Source organism: Micromonospora sp. DT68, from assembly GCF_049847245.1.
Classification (GTDB): domain Bacteria; phylum Actinomycetota; class Actinomycetes; order Mycobacteriales; family Micromonosporaceae; genus Micromonospora; species Micromonospora profundi.
The window spans coordinates 156,761-177,284 of sequence record NZ_JBNCNZ010000008.1; the positions used below are offsets into that span (position 1 = coordinate 156,761).

Genomic DNA, 20,524 nt, shown 5'->3' on the forward strand with positions numbered 1-20,524 from the left:
CGTCACGTCATAACGGTTACCGAAGAGTATTGCCTCTCACCAGGCATCGGCTAGCCCTGGAGATCATCCGGCTGTCCCCGTCCCACCAACCGGTACCGACGATCAGGCGTACCGGGCAGCCATGACTGACCAGTCGTAGGTGGCACGAACCCAGTTGCGTCGGGAGGCGAGCGGCTCGTGCAGTGCGTCGTCACCGCTGGCCAGCAGCGCCTCCTCCGCGTCCAGGTACGCCGCCAGCCCTCGGTTGAAGCGGTCCGCGGCGGCCCGTAACGCGTCCGCCTCGTCCAGGCCGCCCTCCTGGGCGATCACGGTCACCAGATTGTGCGCGTCCGGGTCTGCCCGGCTCTCCTTGCCGTAGGAGAACAGGTCGTTGCACCAGCAGATCAGGTCCACGGCCAGCAGATCCAGGGCGGTCAGCGCCGGATCGGCACGTCGTGTCGGCCCCGGCGGTCGACCCGACGCCAGGTCGGTCAGGGTGAGGCAGGGGTGGACGCCGCCGATGTGACGCCGCAGCTGGACGTACTCGGTGACCCCCGGGACCCGTTGGCGTTCCCGGTTGGTCGCCTCCCAGAGCAGCGCCAGCAGATACTCCCGCAACTGGCTGACGAACCGCAGCAGCAGCGCCGAGCGGCCCTGCGCCCGGGTCCGGCGGCACAGGTCGTGCAGTGCCGCGCCCAGCGCGCCGGCCTCGGTCGGCGGTCGTGCGGCCGGATCGCCGCACTGGTCCAGCACGTCGAGGAGTGCCCCGATGGCCGGCGCCAAGCGGCCAGGGTCGGTCCCGAGACCGTCCTCGTCGCAGGCGTCATCCATGACGAAGAGCCAGGAGATCAGGTCGGTGAGTAGTCGGACTCCCTCCACTGGTCCGTCTGGGCAGGCCCGGCCGGCTAGGCCGGCGGCATCCGCCTGTTGCAATCGGTTAACCCGATGTCCGGAATCGACCAGCCCGAACGTTCGCGCCCACTTGACGCTCTCGACCGCCACCCGATCTGTGGCCTTATGGCGCCCTCCCACAAAGGAAGGTTCCCGTAGCGCCGAAATCGCGAAACTGCGCATGCTCCGCCCCCACTTCATGCCGCCCCGGCGCGGAACGGCGCGCTGAAGCGTACGGGAGGAGGTATCGTTCCGCATCGCTCCCGCGTGCGCAATTCCGTGGAAGTTTCGTGACCGATTCAGTACAGACGGTCACATGCCCAGGCTGGCGTTGCGCAGTTGCTGCGCCGACGCCGCAGGCCCGTCCAGCTGAACCCGGGCCACCCGCTGCCGGCCGGAGAGGAACAGCGTCAGCTCGCCCGGAGCGCCCACCAACCGCAGCGGCTCGCCACCGCGGCCGGTGGAGATCTCGCCGTAGCCGGGCGCCTGGACGTACAGGTCGGCGGGGAAACGGCGCAGCCTCATGCGGGCAAGTGGGGCGGCCCGCTTCCAGAGCGTTGCCTCCAGGCCGTTGGACAACTCTCGCGGCTGCCATCCCGGCGCCGCCCGCCGGACGTCCTCGTGGTGGATGAAGAACTCCACCGTGTTCACCAGCTCGTCTGTCAACGGGTTGCTGACCGGGCTCCACACCGGCGGTCGGCGCACCTGCGCCACCAGTTCCGGGTAGGGCCGGGCCGCGATCTGGAGGCGGACCCGCTCGGCGTACGCGCGAAGCGGCGGCAGCAGGAGTCCGCCGGCCGCGTCCGGTCGGCGCTCACGCAGCACCAGGTGCGCGGCGAGGTCACGGGTCGCCCAGCCCTCGTTGATCGTCGGCGCGTCCGGCCCGAGGGCCAGTAGGAGATCGGCCAGCGACTGGCGCTCGGCTCGGGCGTATCGCGGCATGGCCCGATCGTAGGCCCGGATGCCGTGCACCGCCCGTCGAGCAGCTCAGCGCCTGGTGCGCCGTCCGGTGCGTGACTGTCGACATATCCGGTCCGGGTCGTCGGTGTCGGTGGCTACCGGTAAGGATGAGGGAGATAATTGTGGCTTACGGCGGGGGAGAGCGTGGCGAGCGGAACAAGTCGGGACGTACTCGGCCGGGGGCTCGGAGTCCTCCGGCAGGCCATCCGGGAACAGCCACGCATTTTCGCGGTGGCCGTGCTCGGCAGCGTGCTGTTCGGCGGGATGGTCATCGCCAGCGCGTTCGTGGTGGGCGCGGTTGTCGGTGACGTGGTGGTGCCGGCCATCGCCCGCGGCGAGGTGGCGGCCGGCACGCTGGCGCTGGCCGCTGTGGCGCTCTTCGGCATCAGCGTGCTGCGGGTGGTGGGGATCTTCGGGCGTCGGCTCGGCGCCGGTTACATGCAGTACCGGCTTCAGGCCGCCTACCGCCGGCGGGTCACCCGCCGGTACCTTGACCTGCCGCTGTCGTGGCACCACCGCAACGCCACAGGCACCCTGCTGTCCAACGCCAACTCCGATGTGGAGGCGGCCTGGTATCCGATCGCGCCACTGCCGTTCGCCGTCGGCACGTTGGTGATGCTTGTCGGCGCGATCGTCTCGCTGTTCGCCACCGACTGGGCGCTCGCCCTGGTCGGCCTCGCGGTCTTTCCCGCGCTGTTCGCGCTCAACGTGGTCTATTCACGCCGGATGGCGCCCCGGCAGGCCCGGGCGCAGCGGCTGCGCGCCGAGGTCAGCGAGATCGCCCACGAGAGCTTCGACGGCGCGCTTGTGGTCAAGACGATGGGCCGCGAGGCGCAGGAGACCACCCGGTTCGCCGGTCGGGCCGGAGAGCTGCGGGACGCGCTGATCGCGGTCGGCCGCCTGCGGGGTGTCTTCGACCCGCTGCTGGAGACACTGCCCAGCCTCGGCACCCTGGCGGTGCTGGTGGTCGGGGCGTTCCGGCTGCGCCAGGGCGCAATCAGTGTGACCGAGTTGGTGAGCGTTGCCTTCCTCTTCACGGTGCTGGCGTTCCCGGTGCGGGCCATCGGCTGGGTGCTTGCCGAACTGCCGCGCAGCGTCGCCGGCTGGGACCGGGTCCGCCGGGTGCTCGACGCCACCGGCGAGATGCCGTACGGGTCCCGCGTGCTCGATCCGGCAACCTCCGGCCCGGCCACGCTCACCTTCACGGACGTGCACTTCTCGTACCCGCCGGCGGAGGCGCACCAGACCGGCGCGAAGGTGCTCGGCGCTGTCGGCTTCACAGTGCCCGCCGGCCGCACTGTGGCCCTGGTGGGGCCCACCGGCTCCGGTAAGTCCACAATCGCCTCGCTTGCGGTGCGCCTTGTCGACCCGGACTCCGGCACGGTGCAGCTGGACGGTGTGGACGTGCGGGACCTGACCGCCGCCTCGCTGGCGAGCACTGTCGCCCTGGTGGCGCAGGTGCCGTTCGTCTTCGACGACACCGTACGGGCCAACATCGCCCTCGACCGGCCGGGCATCGACGACGAGGTGGTCTGGGCGGCGCTGCGGCTGGCCGAGGCGGACGGTTTCGTCGCGGCGCTGCCCGAAGGCCTCGACACAATGGTCGGCGAGCGCGGCACCTCGCTGTCCGGCGGGCAGCGACAGCGGCTCACGCTTGCCCGCGCGCTGGCGGGGAGCCCGCGTCTGCTGGTGCTCGACGACGCGACGAGCGCCGTGGATCCCCGGGTGGAGGCGGCAATCCTGGCGGGTCTGCGCTCGTCGGCGGGTGAGCCGGGAGCGGCGGTGGCGTCGATCCTTGTCGTCGCGTACCGCCGGGCGACCATCGCGCTGGCCGACGAGGTGATCTACGTCGAGCAGGGCCGGGTGGTGGCCCGGGGCACGCACACCGAGTTGCTGGCCACGGTCCCCGGGTACGCGGATCTGGTGACCGCGTACGAGCAGGCGGAGGTCGAACGGGCGCAGGAGCGCACGTACGACGAGGTGGCGCCGCTGCCGTCGGGCTTGGAGATCGAAAACGAGAGGTCGACCCGGTGAGTGCGAGGAGTGCAGCGAAGCGGAGCCCCGCAGTCGCGAACGAAAGGTCGGCCCCGGTGAGCGCGAGGAGTGCAGCGAAGCGGAGCCCCGCAGTCGCGAACGAAAGGTCGGCCCGGTGACTGCGCAGACGGATGAGCGGGCGGCGAAGTCGGAGACGACCTGGCAGACGCTGCGGCGTGGCCTGGCGCTGTCTCCGGAGCTGCGGACGGGGTTGGCTGGCACGCTGGCCCTGGCGTTGGTCTACATGGTGGGTCGGGTGGCTGTGCCGGTCGCCGTGCAGCAGGGCATCGACCGGGGCATCGTCGGTGGTTTGAACCTGACCGTGATCTGGTCGGTGGTGGCGATCACCGCGGCGATCCTCACGGTCACCACGCTCTGCGGTTACCTGATGATGCGGCGGCTGTTCACTGTCAGCGAGACGGCGTTGGCGAACGTGCGGACGCGGGCGTTCCGGCACGTGCACGACCTGTCGATGCTGCACCAGCAGTCGGAGCGGCGCGGTTCGCTGGTGTCCCGGGTGACGAGCGACGTCGACCAGATCACCCAGTTCCTCCAGTGGGGCGGGGTGATCCTGCTCGTCAACCTGGGTCAGCTGGTGGTGACGACGGCCGTCATGCTTGCGTACTCCTGGCAGTTGACGGTTGTGGTGTTGGTGGCGTTCCTGCCTGCGGTGTTCATCATCCGGCAGTTGCAGCGCCGCCTCGGTGCGGCGTACGCGATGGTGCGTCAGCGCACCGGCACGTTGCTGGGCGCGATCGGCGAGAGTGTGGTGGGCGCGCCGGTGATCCGGGCGTACGGCATCGCGGGGCGTACGGCGCGGCGGTTGGACGACGCGATCGACAGTCAGCGTGTGGCGCAGCAGCGGGCGATCCGGATCAGCATCGTGGGCAGCTCGGTGGGTGAGTTGGCGGCCGGTGTGGCGTTGGCCGGCGTTGTGGTGCTCGGGGTGACGCTGGGTGTGGACGGCACGCTGTCGATCGGCCAGTTGACGGCGTTCCTGTTCCTGGTGACGTTGTTCATCCAGCCGGTGCAGATCGCCACCGAGGTGTTGAACGAGGCGCAGAACGCGATCGCTGGTTGGCGGCGGGTGTTGGACGTGCTGGACGTCGCTCCGGACGTGGCCGACCCGGGGGAGCAGGGTCGGGATCTGCCGGGCGGCCCGTTGGACATCCGGTTCGCCGGGGTGCGGTTCGCCTATCCGGGTGGCCCGCCGGTGCTGCACGACATCGATCTGGAGATCGCTGCGAAGAGTCGCGTGGCGGTGGTGGGTGAGACCGGCAGCGGCAAGACGACGTTCGCGAAGCTGCTGACGCGTCTGATGGACCCGTCGGCCGGGGCGGTGCTGCTGTCCGGGGTGCCGCTGTCGGAGGTCCGGTTCGACTCGCTGCGATCCCGGGTGGTGATGGTGCCGCAGGACGGGTTCCTCTTCGACGCGACGGTGGGGGAAAATGTCCGGTTCGCTCGGCCGGAGTTGACCGACGAGCAGCTCGCTGCGGCGTTCACCGAGTTGGGCCTGGCGGACTGGCTGGACGGTCTGCCGGCGGGCCTGGACACTCCGGTCGGTGAGCGTGGTGAGGCGCTCAGCGTGGGGGAGCGGCAGTTGGTGGCGTTGGCGCGGGCGTACGTGGCGGATCCGGATCTGCTGGTGCTCGACGAGGCGACGAGCGCTGTGGACCCGGCGACGGAGGTGCGTCTGCAACGGACGTTGGACGCCGTGACGCGGGGTCGTACGACGCTCGCGATCGCGCACCGGCTCTCCACGGCGCAGGCTGCCGACGAGGTGATCGTGGTGGACCGGGGGCGGATCGTGCAGCGCGGCGCGCATGACGAGTTGGTCCGGGATGCCGAGTCGGTCTACGGCCTGCTGTACGCGTCCTGGCTGGAGCAGACCCGGTAGCGGAGGCGTAGGTGGACGTGGTGGGCTGGGTGCTCTACGCTCCGGGTTAGGTAAGCCTAACCTCCGAAGGGGGTCTCCCTATGCGGCCCAGCCCTGCCGAGACCGTGCGTACTCTCGTCGCCGGTCGGCTGCCCGGTCTCATCCACCTGGCCCACCGACCGGGCCCGCACCACGCCCGGCACGTGACCGACCCGGACGGGCGGGTACTGCTGCTGGTGCCGGTTGCCAGCCACCTCGCCGCCGCGTTGCAGCCTGACGGCGGAAGCGCCGAGGTCGCAGTGGTCCTCGACGTGCTCGACCTGCCACCGGCGGCCGGCGCTCCGGGGTTGGGTCGGGCATGGGTGTCCGGTTGGGCCGGTGAACTGCACGGCGACGAGGCGCGCCGCGCGGCTGTCGACTTCGCCGCTGTCGAGCCGACAGGTGACCTGCTCGACGTGGGGACCCGGTTCCGGCTGTTCCGCTTCGAGGTGGCCGAGGTCCGCTGGGAGCAGGCGGGCGTCGTACGGCGGATCGACCCGGGGGAATACGCCGAGGCGGAACCGGACCCGGTGCACCCGGTGGAGGCCCTGCTCCTGGCCGACCTCGCCGACCGTGACGCCGCCGAGGTGACCGACTACCTGCGTCAGCAGCTCGGATTGACCGAGCAGACACCGGGCGGGCCGCCGCGCGTGGTGCGCATCGACCGGTACGGCCTGGTGGTCGCCCTCGGCCGTCCCGCCGCCCGGCGTCGCATCCGGTTGGCCTTCCCGTGCCCGGTGGACGGCCCGGACGAGCTGGACGGGCTGCTTCCGACGTTGCGCCGTCGGGCCGAGGCGCGTCCGCCCCGCTGACCGGCCGGCCGTACCCGTACTCCTGCTCGGTGTCTACGCCGGCAGCGGGCCCGGGGGCTTCCCATGACCGCCGCCACCTGCCGGGGTCGGCAGCGGCCCGGTCAGGTACCGCTGGATGGTCGGGCCGATGGCCGCGACAAGGGTCTCCGGGTCCGCCGAGGCGACCGGCTCCATCCGGACGACGTGGCGCATCAGGGCCAGGCCGATCATCTGGGTGGCCACCAGGGAACCGCGCAGCGGCAGCTCGTCCCTGTCGACGTCAAGCTGCTCCAGCACCCGCCGCAGCACCTGGGTGGTGACGAATTCGCGCAGCAGGCGGGCGGTCCACTCGTTGCTCACGGCGGAGCGCAGCAGCGCCTGCGCGGCACTGCCGGCCGGGGAGTCCCACACGCCGAGGAAGTTGCGCACCAGCCGCTCGCCGACGCCGTCCTCGTCGCCGGCGAGCACCGTCGGCACCAGTTGACCGGGGTCGACCGGGAAGTTCATCGCGGCGATGAACAGCTGATCCTTGCTGCCGAAGTAGTGATGCACAAGCGCCGGGTCGACCCCCGCCGCGCTGGCGATGGCACGGATCGAGGCGACGTCGAAGCCACGCTCGGCGAACGCCGTGCGCGCCGCGTCGAGGATCGCCTCCCGGGTGCCCGGGTTGCCGGGTCGCCGACCGGTTCGCCGCGTCATCGTCGCCCTTCGTTTGTTTCCACAGGCGCAGCCGCACCACGGCCGCGCAGGTCTCAGCCGGTACGTCGGCGCAGGGTGGCCGCCGCGAGCACCAACGCCAACACCACCGCGCCGAGCACCACCGCCACGTCCCGCCACATCGTGCCGGTCGGTTCGGCGTGCGCGCCGACCTCCTGCAACGCCTCGACGGCGTACGACAGGGGGAAGACGTTACTGAGCGCCTGGAGCCAGCCGGCCATCTGGTCACGGGCCACGAACAGGCCGCACAGCAGCAGTTGGGGGATCACCACGACCGGCAGGAACTGTACTGCCTGGAACTCGGTGCGGGCGAAGGCGCTGCAGAGCAGGCCGAGGGCGACACCGAGCACGGCGTCGACGACCGCGATGCCGATCACCAGACCGCTGCTGCCGGCCGTCTCCAGATCAAAGATCCAGTACGCCACCGCGGCGGCGATCGTGGCCTGCACGGCAGCTGCCAGCCCGAACGCGATGCCGTACCCGAACAGCAGGTCGAGCTTGCCCAGCGGGGTGGTGAGCAGGCGCTCCAGGGTGCCGGAGGCACGTTCCCGGAGCATGGCGATGCTTGTCACCAGGAACATGATCACAAAGGGGAAGATGCCGAGCATCACCAGCGCGACCCGGTCGAACGTGGACGGTTGCCCGGGCGGGGTCGGCTGGTCAACGTACATGAAGTAGACGAGGGTGAGCAGGGCGGTCGGAACCACAAGGAGCAGCGCGATGGTGCGCCGGTCGTGCCGGAGCTGGCGCAGGATGCGACCGGTGGTGGCCGCCAGGATCCGCGGGTTCACGACGCCTCCCGTCCGGTGCCCGAGGTCCGGCCGAGGGTTTCCGCCGGGCCGGAGCGGGCCTCCTCGGCGCGGATCAGCCGCAGGAACGCCTCGTCGAGGTCGTCCACCCCGGCGGACGCGCGGATGGCTGCCGGACTGTCGTCGGCGATCAGCCGTCCCGCGCGGATCAGCAGCAGCCGGTCGCAGCGCGCCGCCTCGTCCATCACGTGGCTGGACACCAGCAGGGTGGTGCCGGCGGCGGCCATCGCGTGGAACCGGGCCCACAGGTCGGCGCGCAGCACCGGGTCCTGGCCGACTGTCGGCTCGTCGAGGATGACAAGCTCCGGGTCGCCGACCAGGGCGCAGGCCAGGGAAGCCCGACTGCGCTGGCCGCCGGAGAGGGTGCCGACGAGTTGGGTGGCCGCGGCGGCCAGCCCGACATCGGTGACCGCCTGGTCCGCCTCGGCGCGACCGCGTCCGTGCAGGGCGGCGAAGTAGCGGGCGTTCTCGCGCACGGTCAGGTCGGCGTAGACGCTCGGCGCCTGGGTGAGGTAGCCGACCTGGTGCCGCAGCGCGGGAGCGCCAGCCGGCTGGCCCAGCACGGTCACCGTCCCGGACGTGACCACCTGCACGCCGACCACCGCGCGCAGGAACGTGGTCTTGCCGCTGCCGCTGGGGCCGAGCAGCCCGGTGACGGCGCCGCGCGGAACGGCGCAGCTGATGCCGTCGAGCACCCGCCGGCCGCCCCGGTCGACCACCAGGTCACGGACCGCTATCGCGTCGGTCATTCCGTACCTCCGATGAAATTCAACACCCGATGAACTCAACGCTAGATGAGATATCGAGCCCACGCAATGCGGCCTACCGCGCCCAACGGAAGAACGGGCAGTACGCTCCGGACCGGACAGCAGGTCCGCCATCGGGCATTGCGCACCGAACGGACGTACGGCACGATGGCGCGGTGGGTCACGCTCCGTTACCGCACAGCGGGTTCCTTGAGGACTGGGCCGCACGGTTGCGGCAGGCCGCCGACCGGCCGGTCGTCGGCATCCTGCTGCGCGGCAGTCACGCCCGCCGGACCGCCACCGCCCACAGCGACGTCGACCTCGACGTGCTCGTCGGCGGCGCCCCCTACGCGGCGCGCCGCGCGTACCTGGCCGAGACTGCCGGCCGCGTCACCCACGTCTCGGTGGCCGCCCGCGATGTCCGCTCCTGGGTGCACCGGCTCGGCGAGCCGGCCGACTGGGCGTTCGGACTTCCGGTCACCACACCGGCCCGGCTGCTCTGGGCCGACCCGCACTGGCGGCCCCGGATCGACCTGCCGGTGCTCTGCCAGCCCGCCGAACCGCCCCGGCTGGAGGAACTGATCGCCGTGCTCGGCAAGGCCGCCGCCGCGCGGGCCGCCGCCGACCGCCTCGGTGTCCGGCTCGCCGTGGCCGACCTGGCGCGGCTGTGCCCGTCGGTGCTGCGCCCGGCGAACCCCTCGGTGCGGGTGGCCTCCCGCCGCGCGGCGTTCGCGGCGGCCCTGGAACTGCCGGTCGCCCCGCCCGGCTACCGGGACGACATGCTGCTCTGCCTCGGGCTGCGCCCGGGCACCACCGGGCAACTCTGGACCGCCGCCGTACGGCTGGTGGCCGGCACCCTGCCGTTGATCCGCCCGTACGCCGAGGAGATTGCCGAAGTGACCGGCACCGACCTGGCGGACGCCCTGGTCGACGGCCGGCTGGACCGCTACGTCGCCCAGCTCGCCCGGCCGGTCGGCCCCGGGCGGGAGCCGTCGCCAGTGTCCGCGCCGCGTGCAGGACAATGGGTCACTGTGCCCGTACCTGACGCGCCGGCGACCGGCGTACCCAGCGATCCGAGCGGCCCGACGGCTGCCGTGCCGGCCCGGCCCACCCAGCTCGACCCGGCCATCGCGGCCCGGCTGCGCCGCAACGCCGACGGCCTCGTCGCCGCGGTGGTCCGCGCCCACGACTCCGGCGATGTGCTGATGGTCGCCTGGATGGACGACGAGGCGCTGCACCGCACCCTCACCACCGGCCGGGCCACCTACTGGTCACGCAGCCGCCGCGAATACTGGGTCAAGGGCGCCACCTCAGGGCACCACCAGTACGTCCGCTCGGTCGCCCTGGACTGCGACGGCGACGCGCTGCTGGTAACCGTGGAGCAGGTGGGCGCCGCCTGCCACACCGGGCAGCGGACCTGCTTCTTCACCGAGCTGCCCGTCACCAGCCCGGAGGAGCTGTGACCACGCGCGTGCGGCGCGGCTGCGCGGTCGCGACCGAAAGGCAGGCTCAGCCATGACCGACGGCGCTGTGAGCCCGGATCTGGTCACCTTCACCGAGCTGGCGGCACGCTGGCGGGTGGTGCCGGTCATCCGCCGGCTGCTGGCCGACGCGGAGACCCCGGTCGGCGTCTACCGCAAGCTGGCAGGTGGGCCCGGCACGTTCCTGCTCGAATCGGCCGAGCAGGGCGTCGGCTCCGCAGGCATGGCCTGGTCGCGGTACTCGTTCATCGGCGTACGCAGCAGCGCCACGCTCGTCGAGCGGGACGGCGTGGCGACCTGGCTCGGCCAGCCGCCGGCCGGGCTGCCCACCGAAGGTGACCCGGTGCGGGTGCTGCGGGAGACCGTCGCGGCGCTAGCCGGTCCGGTCGGTGACGAGGCCAGCGGGATGCCGCCGCTGACCGGGGGCATGGTCGGCTACCTGGGGTACGACCTGGTGCGTCGCTTCGAGCGGCTGCCGGAGCTGACCGAGGACGACCTCGGTGTGCCGGAGCTGGGCATGATGCTCGCCACCGACCTGGTGGTGCTCGACCACTACGACGGCTCGGCGATCCTCGTCGCCAACGCGGTGCTGCCGCCGCTGGACACCCCGGGCCGCGACGAGCAGGTCACCGCCGCGTACCACCACGCGGTGGGACGGCTGGACGCGATGACCACCGCGCTGTCGCGACCCATCCCGCCGATGATCTCCACGGTGGAGCGCCCGCCGGCCGGCGAGGTCCTCTGCCGTACGCCCGACGGTGGCTATCCGAAGGCGGTGGAGGCGGCAAAGGAGGCGATCCGGGCCGGTGAGTGCTTCCAGATCGTGCTGTCGCAGCGCTTCGAGCGGGCGACGCACGCCGATCCGCTGGACGTGTACCGGGTGCTGCGCACCAGCAACCCCAGCCCGTACATGTACCTGCTGCGCTTCGACGGGTTCGACATCGTCGGCTCGTCGCCGGAGGCGCACCTGAAGGTCACCGCAGGCTCGGACGGGCGGCGACGGGCGTTGTTGCACCCGATCGCCGGCACGCGGCCGCGCGGTGGCACGCCGGCCGCCGACGCGGCGCTGGCCGCCGAGCTGCTCGCCGACCCGAAGGAACGGGCCGAGCACGTGATGCTTGTCGACCTGGGCCGCAACGACCTGGGTCGGGTCTGCGAGCCGGGCAGCGTGGAGGTGCCCGAGTTCGCCACCATCGAGCGGTACAGCCACGTGATGCACATCGTCTCGACTGTGATCGGCACGCTGCGTGACGATCGTTCGGCGTTCGACGCGCTCGCCGCGACCTTTCCGGCCGGCACTCTGTCGGGCGCTCCCAAGGTGCGGGCCATGGAGATCATCGAGGAGTTGGAGCCGGTCCGGCGTGGCGTGTACGGCGGCACTGTCGGCTACTTCGGCTTCGGCGGCGACCTGGACATGGCGATCGCCATCCGCACCGCGCTGATCCGTCAGGGCCGCGCGTACGTGCAGGCGGGCGCGGGGGTCGTTGCCGACTCGGATCCGGCCGCTGAGGACCAGGAGACCCGCGCGAAGGCCGCCGCAGTGCTGGCGGCGATCGCCGCGGCCGAAACTCTCAGGCCGGCCCGGTGAGCGCGAGGAGTGCAGCGCAGCGGAGCCCCGCAGTCGCGAACGTAAGGCTGGTTCCGGTGAGCGCGAGGAGTGCAGCGCAGCGGAGCCCCGCAGTCGCGAACGTAAGGTCGGCCCGGTGAGCGGGGTGGGTGTTGGTGAGCGGCCGGAGGGCGGGGTGGCGACGGGTCGGCGTCAGTTGACGTACGCCGTGCTGTTCGGTCTGGCTGGCGCGGCGCTGGCGCTGTGGGCGGCGACCCGGAGTTGGTCGGTGGAGGTGACGGCGCGCCCGGCCCCGTTGCCGCCGGTGCGTGATGTCCGTAGTGGGGCGGCGCTGCTGCCGTGGCTGCCGGCGTTGGCTCTGGTCGCGTTGGCCGGTGGCGGCGCGGTGTTGGCCACCCGGGGCTGGCTGCGCCGGGTGGTGGGCGTGCTGCTGGGGGTGCTCGGCCTGGCGGTGGCGGCCGGCGGTGGGTACGGGCTGGTCGCCGACCTCGGTGGTGTGGTGAACAGGCAGTGGCCGGCGCTCTGTCTGCTCGGCGGTCTGCTGGCCGCGGTGGGCGGTGGGTGGACCGCGTTGCGGGGCGGGGGTTGGCCGGCGATGGGCGCCCGGTACGAACGACCGACGCGAACCGTCACGGAGAGTGAGCCTGAGGTGGCTGGGCCGCCCGGCCCGATGGCCGGGCGGCGGACCACCGAGGCGTGGGACGCGTTGGACCGGGGCGAGGATCCGACGGCCACCTGACGCGCCGCCCGACCGGCGGGTCAGGCGGCGTCGTCACGGGCAGAGGGTGTCGTCGGTCGGTGAGGTGCACACCGACTTCGGGCGCGGGTGTCAGCCGACGGGCTGGTGCTCCCGCTGCTCCTGCTGGCGGCGCGCGGCGGCGCGGGCGGCGGCCAGTTCGGCCACCAACCGCTCCAGTTCGGCGCGTCGGTCGGCGCGGGCCCGGTCGGCGCAGACCGCCTCCCAGGCGTTGCCGCGGGCGGTGCGCATCCGGTCCTCGCCGACGACGGCTCGTTCCAGGGTGTGCACGACGCTCACGGCGAGTGACGCGACGGTCCGCGAGATGGTGGTCAGCCCGATGCTCTGGTTCGGCTCGACAATGCTCATGGTCACCCCGCACGAGAAGTTGGCGACGGTCGGGCAGGTGCGCCATCGAGTCTGCCCGAGGACGATGCTGACCGGCTGACGTTTCGCCGGGGTGACCGCCCGGTCAACTGTCTCGCCCCGGTGCTGACCTGGGACGGGCCATTCGGCCTTGAGTTCGCTCACAGCATCGACGGATGTCGTTGTCGCGCGGCGGACGGTCGCTGTCGATGGCATGATCGATGGGTCGGCCCGGTTCGACCGGGGTCGCCGGGCTCCCGACCCAGGGCGTCGTGGAAGCGGAGGTGGCGTTGCGTGACATCCCGTTCACGGCAAGTCGGCCATTATGCCGCAAGCGTTTTCGTGAGCAGCGCCATACCCCGGCCTCCCGGCGTCGGTCGGCTGCCCCTAGCATCGGCCCATGACACCCGGAGAGGGGAGTCCGATGGTGACTGCTGAGCATGGGCACGCGGAGGGGGACGAGGCCGGTCAGTCGGCGCCCGCTAGCGTGCTCGACGAGATCCTGGCCGGCGTTCGTGAGGATGTCGCCCGCCGCCAGGAGCAGATTCCGTTGGAGCGGATCCGTGAACTGGCCGCGGCGGCACCGCCTCCGCTGGACGCGTACGCGGCGCTGCGTAAGCCCGGTGTGGCCGTCATCGCCGAGGTGAAGCGTTCCTCGCCGTCGAGGGGCCGGCTGGCCGAGATCGCCGATCCGGCCGATCTGGCCGTCGACTACGCGGCGGGCGGGGCGCGGGCGATCAGCGTGCTGACCGAGGGGCGCTGGTTCGGCGGCTCGCTCGACGACCTCGCGGCCGTCCGGGCGGCGGTCACCGTGCCGGTACTCCGCAAGGACTTCGTGGTCTCCAGCTACCAGGTCCACGAGGCGCGCGCCCACGGTGCCGACCTGGTCCTGCTGATCGTCGCGGCGCTCGAACAGAACGCCCTGGTGGGCCTGTTGGAGCGGATCGAGTCGCTGGGCATGACGGCACTCGTCGAGGTTCACGACGAGGAGGAGGCCGACCGTGCCCTGGAGGCCGGCGCGCAGGTGATCGGGGTGAACGCCCGCGACCTGCGTACCCTGGAGGTCGACCGGTCGGTGTTCGAGCGGATCGCGCCCGGCCTGCCCAGCAGCGTCGTCAAGATCGCCGAATCGGGCGTCCGTGGGCCGCACGACCTGATCCGGTACGCCTCCGCGGGCGCCGACGCGGTCCTCGTCGGCGAGGGCCTGGTCACGCAGAAGAGCCCCCGCGAGGCAGTGGCAGAGCTGGTCAACGCCGGTAATCACCCGGCAACGCCCCGACCGGCGCGCTGACCCCGCGCCGGTGTGACGCCCCACCGAGAGGATTTCCGATGAGCGCCGATGCGCTGGCCCCGGTGGCCGGCCCGCAGCCCGACTCCGCCGGTCACTTCGGTCGCTTCGGCGGCCGGTTCGTGCCCGAGGCCCTGGTGGCCGCGCTGGACGAGCTCGACGGGGCGTGGCGCACGGCGATGACCGACGATTCCTTCCGGGCCGAGTTCGGCGCGTTGCTGCGGGACTACGCGGGCACGCCGTCGCTGCTCTACGAGGCCCGGCGGTTCTCCGCGAAGATCGGCGCGCGGGTGCTGCTCAAGCGGGAGGACCTGAACCACACCGGGGCGCACAAGGTGCGCAACGTGCTCGGTCAGGCGCTGCTCACCAGGCGGATGGGCAAGACCCGGGTGATCGCGGAGACCGGGGCGGGTCAGCACGGCGTGGCCACCGCGACCGCCGCCGCCCTGTTCGACCTGGAGTGCGTGGTCTACATGGGCGAGGTCGACACCGAGCGGCAGGCCCTCAACGTGGCCCGGATGCGGATGCTCGGCGCCACAGTCGTCCCGGTCACCACCGGCTCGCGCACCCTCAAGGACGCGATGAACGAGGCGATGCGCGACTGGGTGGCAAACGTCGACCAGACGCACTACCTGATCGGCACCGCCGCGGGGCCGCACCCGTTCCCGGCTATGGTCCGCGACTTCGTCCGTGGCATCGGCGACGAGGCCCGTCAGCAGTGCCTCGACCTCACCGGCGCGCTGCCGGACGCGGTCACCGCCTGCGTCGGCGGCGGCTCCAACGCGCTGGGCATCTTCCACGCCTTCGTTCCCGACGAGGACGTGCGGCTGTACGGCTTCGAGGCCGGCGGCGACGGGGTGACCACCACCCGCCACGCGGCCAGCATCACCGGCGGGTCCGCCGGGGTGCTGCACGGCGCCCGCACGTATGTGCTGCAGGACGCCGACGGGCAGACGCTGGAGTCGCACTCGATCTCCGCCGGGCTGGACTACCCCGGCGTCGGGCCCGAGCACGCCTGGCTGCACGACACCGGCCGGGCCAACTACCTGCCGGTCACCGACGACGAGGCGATGGCCGCGTTCCAGTTGCTCTGCCGTACGGAGGGCATCATTCCGGCGATCGAGAGCTCGCACGCGCTGGCCGGCACCGTCGCACTGGCCCCGAAGCTCGCCGCCGAGCTGGGCCGGGAGCCCACAATCGTGGTGAACCTCTCCGGGCGGGGCGACAAGGACGTGCACACCGCCGGGGACTACTTCGGCATCCTCGACAAGGAGAGCTGAGATGAGCCGGATCGGGGTGGCCTTCGACAAGGCCCGGGCCGACGGACGAGCCCTGCTGGTCGGTTGCATGCCGGCGGGGTTTCCGACAGTCGAGGGCAGCATCGCGGCCATGACGGCGATGGTTGAGGCCGGTGTCGACGTCATCGAGGTGGAGATCCCGTACTCCGACCCGGTGATGGACGGCCCGGTCATCCAGAAGGCCAGCGACATCGCGCTGGCCGGCGGGGTCCGCACGGCGGACACGCTGCGCATCATCGAGGCGGTGGCGGCCACTGGTGCCCCGGTGGTCACCATGACCTACTGGAACCCCATCGAGCGGTACGGCGTGGACGTGTTCGCCCGCGACCTCGCCGCCGCCGGTGGCACCGGCCTGATCACCCCGGACCTGATCCCCGACGAGGCGGACGAGTGGCTTGCCGCCTCGGACGCCCACGGGCTTGACCGCACCTTCCTGGTGTCACCGTCGTCGACGGACGCCCGGCTGGCGATGACGGTGCAGCACTGCCGTGGCTTCGTCTACGCCACCGCCGTCATGGGCGTCACCGGCGCCCGCGCGCGTACCTCCGACGCCGCGCCCACCCTGGTCTCCCGGGTCCGGGAGGTCACCGACCTGCCGGTGGGTGTCGGTCTGGGTGTGGGCACCGGCGCGCAGGCCGGCACTGTCGCCGGGTACGCCGACGGAGTGATCGTCGGCAGCGCTCTGGTGCGTTGCGTGCTCGACGCGTCGTCCGAGGCCGAAGGGCTTGCCGCGCTGCGTACCCTCAGTGCCGAACTCGCCGAGGGCGTCCGCAACCCCGTTCGCTGAGCGCCGCACACCGCGACGAACGTGAACGGGCCCGGCGGTCACGTCCTTCCGAGCCTGATTCCTGTGAGTCATTTTGATGACTCACAGGAATCAGGCTCGAAGACGTAGCACCGGCCCGGGGGCGGTCGACAGCGGCGCCGGCACGGTCACGGACGCAGCGACGGGCCTGTCGCTGCTTCGCCGCGTTGCTCCGGCGGCCGCCCGGCTCCCGCCCGCCCGCCACGGCTGGCCGGATCCGCGGAGTCGGTGGCCCAGGTGGTTTCGCGAAGAACGCCGGAGCGGCCGGCGACCGCGTCGGCGACGGCCGCCCGGGTGAGCGGGGTGACCTCAGCGGGCAGCGTGCTGGGGGCGTGCCAGGACAGCCGGCAGCCCGGCGACGGGCCGGCGCTCGGCCCGACCTCCGCCGCGCGGGCGCGGAACACGTGCACAAGGATGTCCGGCAGTGGCCCGGCCCGGCCGGCTGGCGTGTCCGCCGGTGGACCGCTCAGGTGGTAGACGCCGACCAGGTCGACGAGCTCGATCTCCCAGCCGGTCTCGGCGCGGATGTCGCGCAGCGCCGCCCGCACCGGGCTCTCCGCCGGGCGCAGCCGGCCGCCGGGCAGGGCGTACCGGCGCTCGCCCCGGCCCTGCCGGCAGAGCAGCACCCGGCCGGCAGCGTCGGTGACGACTGCGGCGACCGCCCAGGTGAGCGTGCTCATGGACAAAGAGCCTACGGCGGCGCAAACCAGAAGTCATCGGGATGGCCGGGCGGTGGCCCGGGGTGCCGCTGCGGGGGTCGGCAGCGGTAGCGTGTGCACCCGTGACCTACGCCTCGCTGTCCCCCCAGGCGGCTCTTCCCAGTCCCAGCACCGCGGTCTGGCAGCTCGGGCCGGTTCCGATCCGGGCGTACGCGCTGTGCATCATCGTCGGCATCGTGCTGGCCTGCTGGGTCACCGAGCGCCGCCTGCGTCAGCGCGGTGTCGCGCCCGGAGCGGTGCTCGACATCGCGGTGTGGGCAGTTCCCACGGGCATCATCGGCGCCCGGATCTACCACGTGCTCACCTCGCCGGAGAAATACTTCGGCGCCGGTGGAGACCCCATGAAGGCGTTCGCCATCTGGGAGGGCGGTCTCGGCATCTGGGGTGCCGTCGCCGGTGGCGCGATCGGCGCCTGGATCGCGGCCCGTCAGCTCGGCATCCCGTTCTCCGTGGTGGCCGACGCGTTGGCCCCCGGGTTGCCGCTGGCCCAGGCGGTCGGGCGGGTCGGCAACTGGTTCAACAACGAGTTGTACGGCGGCCGGACGACAGTGCCGTGGGGCCTGGAGATCCACCGGATGGACCCGGACAACCCGGGGCACGCGTTGCGCGACGACGCCGGTCAGCCGATCCTCGAACCGGGCCTCTACCAGCCGACGTTCCTCTACGAGGCGCTGTGGAACCTCGGCGTGGTCGCGCTGGTCCTCGTGCTGGACCGCAAGCTGCGGCTCGGCCGGGGCCGGGCGTTCGCCGTCTACGTGATGGGCTACACCGTCGGTCGGTTCTGGATCGAGCTGATGCGCACCGACGAGGCCAACCAGATCTTCGGCGTCCGGCTCAACGTCTGGACGGCCGCCCTGGTCTTCCTCGGCGCGTTGCTCTACTTCGTGCGGGTCCGTGGCCCCCGGGAGTACCTGATCCCGATCGGCGCGGCGGCCACCCCGACTCCGCCAGCGACCTCCGACCTGTCCCAGGTCGACCTCTCCGAGCAGGAGGCCGGGGCGCGCGCTGCCGCCCCGGAGGGTTACCGGGTGGTCAGCGAGGAGCAGTTCCGCACCTGGCAGGACACCGGCGTGGCCCCGCCCGAACCGGCCGACGGCGACAGCGACGACAGCGGCGACGACGACGGCCGCGAGGCGGCACCGGCGACCGGTGACCCCACGCCGGCCGACGACACGCGGGACGCGCACGACGGCGAGCGGGCCGACGCACGCCCCGCCGACCGGGACAGCTGAGCGAGGGCGATACCGATGCGAAGCGCGGTGGTGGTCGGTGCCGGGGTCGGTGGCCTCGCGGTCGCTGGCGCGTTGGCCCGCTCCGGGTGGCAGGTCACCCTGTTGGACCGCGCAGAGCGGGTCCGCCCCGAGCCGACCGCCGTCGTGCTCTGGCCCAACGGGGTACGCGCGTTGCAGGCCCTCGGTCGCGGCGACGGCCTTGCCGCCATCGCCACCCCGCTGCCCGACGGTGGGGTCCGCCGCCCGGACGGGCACTGGCTTGTGCAGCCTCGACCGACGTCGGTCGAGCGGATGCCGGTGGTGGTGCACCGGGAGGACCTGCACGACGCGTTGATCGCCGGGCTCGGTGACCGTGTCGAACTGCGTACTGGTGTCACAGTGCGCCACGTCCGGGTCGAGCCGGGGGAGCGCCCGGGCGTCAACGACGGGCGGCACACCATCGAGGCCGACCTGGTGGTCGCCGCGGACGGCACGGACAGCGTCATCCGCCGCCAGTTGGCACCCGAGTCCGGGGTGGTCAGCTCCGGCTGCGCCGCCTGGCGGGCCGTCATCCCCTGGTACCGCGCACCTCGACTGCCCGCCGACCAGCCGATCGCCGGTGAGTTCCTCGGCGCGGGCTACCGGTTCGTGGCCGCCTCGCTGGGCGAGCGCGGCTCGTCGGGCGGCTCCACCCGGGGCGGCATCTACTGGGTGGCCACCGCGGCCGGCGCTCCCCGCCCGGAGCCGCCGGAGACCCAGCTCGCGCTGCTGCGCCGCTGGTACGCGGGCTGGCCGGCGCCGATCGCCGACCTGCTCGACGCCACCGACCCGGCCGACCTCGTCCAGCAGGAGGTTCGGGAGTTGCGCCCGCTGCCCCGCGCGTACGGCTTTCCGGTCGGGCCGGGCGGTGTGGTGCTGCTCGGCGACGCGGCGCACGCCATGCCGCCGCACCTCGGCCAGGGCGCGTGTCTGGCATTCGAGGACGCCGCCACACTCGCCTCCCTGCTGCGTGAGGCCCGGTTGCCGGACGCCGTGCAGGCGTACGACCGGGTGCGCCGTCCCCGGGCGGCGTCAGTGGTCCGACAGACCCGGCGCATGTCGGCGGTGCTCCAGACCCGGGGCCGGCTGGCGCTGCGCGCCCGGGACGCCGCACTCGGCACGATCAATTCGCGGCTGATCTCCAGCACCGCCGCGTCCGCAGCCCAGTGGCGTCCGCCGGCCTGACCGGTTCAGGGGATCAGGGCGGTGGGTTCGGCGATGCAGGCGGTGCCGATCCGGCGGAAGCCCACCCGCAGGTAGACGCGGGCGATCTCCTCGCTGCCAGCGGACAGGAACACGAGGTCGGTGCCGGCGGCGAGCAGGTCCCGGGCGAGGGCGGCGGTCAGCGCGGCGCCCATCCCGCGCCGACGGGCGGCAGGCAGGGTGGCCACCCCGGCGATCTCCGCCACGTCGTCCACACGCATCGCCATGCCGCTTGCCAGCGCGCCCTCCGTAGGCGTGCCGGCCAACGCGGAGATCCGCCGACCATCGGCGATCCGGGCACGCTCCTCTTCCAGCGCGGCCAGCTCCAACTCGGTGACGGCCGCGTCCCGCTCGGCCGGTCCGGCCTCGCCGGGCGCGGTGCCGGGGGCGCCGAACGCCACGGCGGCCACCGCCCGCCGGGCCGCGACGTCGGCGGCGAAGTCCGGTGAGTCCGCAGCCAGCACCCGCACCGGTACGTCGGACAGCGTCGCCGGGTCCGGCAGCGCGGCCGGATCGAGCACCATCAGTGGTGCCTCAAGCACGTTCAGCCCCGCCGAGCGGGCCACCGCCAGCAGCTCAGGTGTGGTTTCGTGCACCCACTCGAGGGCCTCCGGCAGGCCCAGTTTCCGCTGTCGCTCCCGTACCGAGGTAATGTCGGCCAGGGACGGCGGCTCAGCGGCGTCGATCCGGGGTCGGGCGTAGAACGGCCAACCGGGGCCCTCGCGGACGAACAGCACAAGCGCACCGTGGTCCTCCACAGCGGCGACGTCCCGGGGCACGGCGTCGTAGAAGCGTTCCAACCGGTCGAAGACGTCTTTGTGTAGCGAATCCACCGCGCGAGACTACACGTCCCAGACTCTGGGCGGTGTGATCAATCTTGACTGGCCTTGCGCTGACCGCCCTAACGTAGACTCAATAGACCCCGGGCCGACGTCGTCCCTCACCATGATCAGACCTGAGTGACGACAG

19 protein-coding genes and 1 pseudogene are annotated in these 20,524 nt (G+C 72.4%); 12 read left to right on the forward strand and 8 right to left on the reverse strand.

What is annotated here, in order from left to right; translation table 11 throughout:
- Nucleotides 1–102: 102 nt before the first annotated feature.
- Together ACPXB1_RS17245 and ACPXB1_RS17250 are read right to left on the reverse strand one after the other, a co-directional pair.
- On the reverse strand, nt 103–858 hold the full coding sequence (locus tag ACPXB1_RS17245) for a terpene synthase family protein (RefSeq protein ID WP_355592963.1): 756 nt from the start codon (nt 856–858) through the stop codon (nt 103–105).
- 324 nt (nt 859–1,182) lie between these two features.
- A complete protein-coding gene (locus tag ACPXB1_RS17250) occupies nt 1,183–1,812 on the reverse strand; it encodes a TIGR03085 family metal-binding protein (RefSeq protein ID WP_355592961.1) in 630 nt (209 codons plus the stop codon).
- 162 nt (nt 1,813–1,974) lie between these two features.
- On the opposite strand from ACPXB1_RS17250, the gene ACPXB1_RS17255 reads away from it, so the two are divergent.
- The 3 genes from ACPXB1_RS17255 (at nt 1,975) to ACPXB1_RS17265 (ending at nt 6,591) form a co-directional block, all read left to right on the forward strand.
- A complete protein-coding gene (locus ACPXB1_RS17255; protein WP_355592959.1) occupies nt 1,975–3,864 on the forward strand; it encodes an ABC transporter ATP-binding protein in 1,890 nt (629 codons plus the stop codon).
- A gap of 115 nt (nt 3,865–3,979) precedes the next feature.
- On the forward strand, nt 3,980–5,761 hold the full coding sequence (locus ACPXB1_RS17260; RefSeq protein WP_425735515.1) for an ABC transporter ATP-binding protein: 1,782 nt from the start codon (nt 3,980–3,982) through the stop codon (nt 5,759–5,761).
- Between the two features lie 80 nt (nt 5,762–5,841).
- The gene (locus ACPXB1_RS17265) at nt 5,842–6,591 is read left to right on the forward strand and encodes a DUF2470 domain-containing protein (protein WP_355592955.1); all 750 of its coding nucleotides are present in this window, start codon (nt 5,842–5,844) and stop codon (nt 6,589–6,591) included.
- A 33-nt stretch (nt 6,592–6,624) separates the two neighbouring features.
- Here the strand turns inward: ACPXB1_RS17265 and ACPXB1_RS17270 are convergent, their stop codons facing one another.
- From ACPXB1_RS17270 to ACPXB1_RS17280, 3 genes are read right to left on the reverse strand one after another with little or no spacing between them, the layout of a single operon-like run.
- Nucleotides 6,625–7,269, reverse strand: coding sequence for a TetR family transcriptional regulator (locus ACPXB1_RS17270; protein ID WP_425735516.1), 645 nt, complete (start codon nt 7,267–7,269; stop codon nt 6,625–6,627).
- A 53-nt stretch (nt 7,270–7,322) separates the two neighbouring features.
- Nucleotides 7,323–8,078, reverse strand: coding sequence for an ABC transporter permease (locus tag ACPXB1_RS17275; RefSeq protein WP_355592951.1), 756 nt, complete (start codon nt 8,076–8,078; stop codon nt 7,323–7,325).
- Nucleotides 8,075–8,845, reverse strand: a complete 771-nt coding sequence (locus ACPXB1_RS17280) for an ABC transporter ATP-binding protein (RefSeq protein ID WP_355630471.1) — start codon at nt 8,843–8,845, stop codon at nt 8,075–8,077. The genes ACPXB1_RS17275 and ACPXB1_RS17280 overlap by 4 nt, the downstream gene beginning before the upstream one ends.
- Nucleotides 8,846–8,874: 29 nt before the next feature.
- Here ACPXB1_RS17280 and ACPXB1_RS17285 point away from each other — a divergent pair.
- From ACPXB1_RS17285 to ACPXB1_RS17300, 4 genes and pseudogenes are all read left to right on the forward strand, one after another.
- A pseudogene (locus ACPXB1_RS17285) lies at nt 8,875–9,705 on the forward strand (hypothetical protein); the annotation flags it as partial.
- Nucleotides 9,706–9,873: 168 nt separating this feature from the next.
- A complete protein-coding gene (gene hisI / locus ACPXB1_RS17290; protein ID WP_355593205.1) occupies nt 9,874–10,305 on the forward strand; it encodes a phosphoribosyl-AMP cyclohydrolase in 432 nt (143 codons plus the stop codon).
- A 52-nt stretch (nt 10,306–10,357) separates the two neighbouring features.
- Entirely contained in the window at nt 10,358–11,911 is a 1,554-nt protein-coding gene (locus ACPXB1_RS17295) for an anthranilate synthase component I (protein WP_425735517.1), read from the forward strand.
- A gap of 115 nt (nt 11,912–12,026) precedes the next feature.
- Entirely contained in the window at nt 12,027–12,629 is a 603-nt protein-coding gene (locus ACPXB1_RS17300; RefSeq protein ID WP_425735518.1) for a Trp biosynthesis-associated membrane protein, read from the forward strand.
- Between the two features lie 90 nt (nt 12,630–12,719).
- On the opposite strand, the gene ACPXB1_RS17305 is transcribed toward ACPXB1_RS17300, so the two are convergent.
- Nucleotides 12,720–12,995, reverse strand: a complete 276-nt coding sequence (locus ACPXB1_RS17305; RefSeq protein WP_355593201.1) for a hypothetical protein — start codon at nt 12,993–12,995, stop codon at nt 12,720–12,722.
- A 484-nt stretch (nt 12,996–13,479) separates the two neighbouring features.
- Here ACPXB1_RS17305 and trpC point away from each other — a divergent pair, with 484 nt between their 5' ends.
- The 3 genes from trpC to trpA are packed head-to-tail and all read left to right on the forward strand — an operon-like array spanning nt 13,480 to nt 16,365.
- Nucleotides 13,480–14,283, forward strand: a complete 804-nt coding sequence (trpC, locus tag ACPXB1_RS17310; RefSeq protein ID WP_355593199.1) for an indole-3-glycerol phosphate synthase TrpC — start codon at nt 13,480–13,482, stop codon at nt 14,281–14,283.
- A 38-nt stretch (nt 14,284–14,321) separates the two neighbouring features.
- Nucleotides 14,322–15,560, forward strand: a complete 1,239-nt coding sequence (trpB, locus tag ACPXB1_RS17315) for a tryptophan synthase subunit beta (RefSeq protein WP_355592945.1) — start codon at nt 14,322–14,324, stop codon at nt 15,558–15,560.
- Between the two features lies 1 nt (nt 15,561).
- Nucleotides 15,562–16,365, forward strand: a complete 804-nt coding sequence (gene trpA, locus ACPXB1_RS17320; protein WP_355592943.1) for a tryptophan synthase subunit alpha — start codon at nt 15,562–15,564, stop codon at nt 16,363–16,365.
- Nucleotides 16,366–16,511: 146 nt separating this feature from the next.
- Here the strand turns inward: trpA and ACPXB1_RS17325 are convergent, their stop codons facing one another.
- Entirely contained in the window at nt 16,512–17,063 is a 552-nt protein-coding gene (locus ACPXB1_RS17325) for an NUDIX hydrolase (protein WP_355592941.1), read from the reverse strand.
- A gap of 101 nt (nt 17,064–17,164) precedes the next feature.
- Here ACPXB1_RS17325 and lgt point away from each other — a divergent pair, with 101 nt between their 5' ends.
- Together lgt and ACPXB1_RS17335 are read left to right on the forward strand one after the other, a co-directional pair.
- A complete protein-coding gene (gene lgt, locus ACPXB1_RS17330) occupies nt 17,165–18,334 on the forward strand; it encodes a prolipoprotein diacylglyceryl transferase (RefSeq protein WP_425735519.1) in 1,170 nt (389 codons plus the stop codon).
- Nucleotides 18,335–18,349: 15 nt separating this feature from the next.
- Nucleotides 18,350–19,537 carry an FAD-dependent oxidoreductase gene (locus ACPXB1_RS17335; protein WP_355632718.1) on the forward strand — a complete coding sequence of 396 codons (1,188 nt, stop codon included), beginning with the start codon at nt 18,350–18,352 and terminating at the stop codon, nt 19,535–19,537.
- Between the two features lie 5 nt (nt 19,538–19,542).
- On the opposite strand, the gene ACPXB1_RS17340 is transcribed toward ACPXB1_RS17335, so the two are convergent.
- Nucleotides 19,543–20,388 carry a GNAT family N-acetyltransferase gene (locus ACPXB1_RS17340; protein ID WP_355592935.1) on the reverse strand — a complete coding sequence of 282 codons (846 nt, stop codon included), beginning with the start codon at nt 20,386–20,388 and terminating at the stop codon, nt 19,543–19,545.
- Nucleotides 20,389–20,524 lie beyond the last annotated feature (136 nt).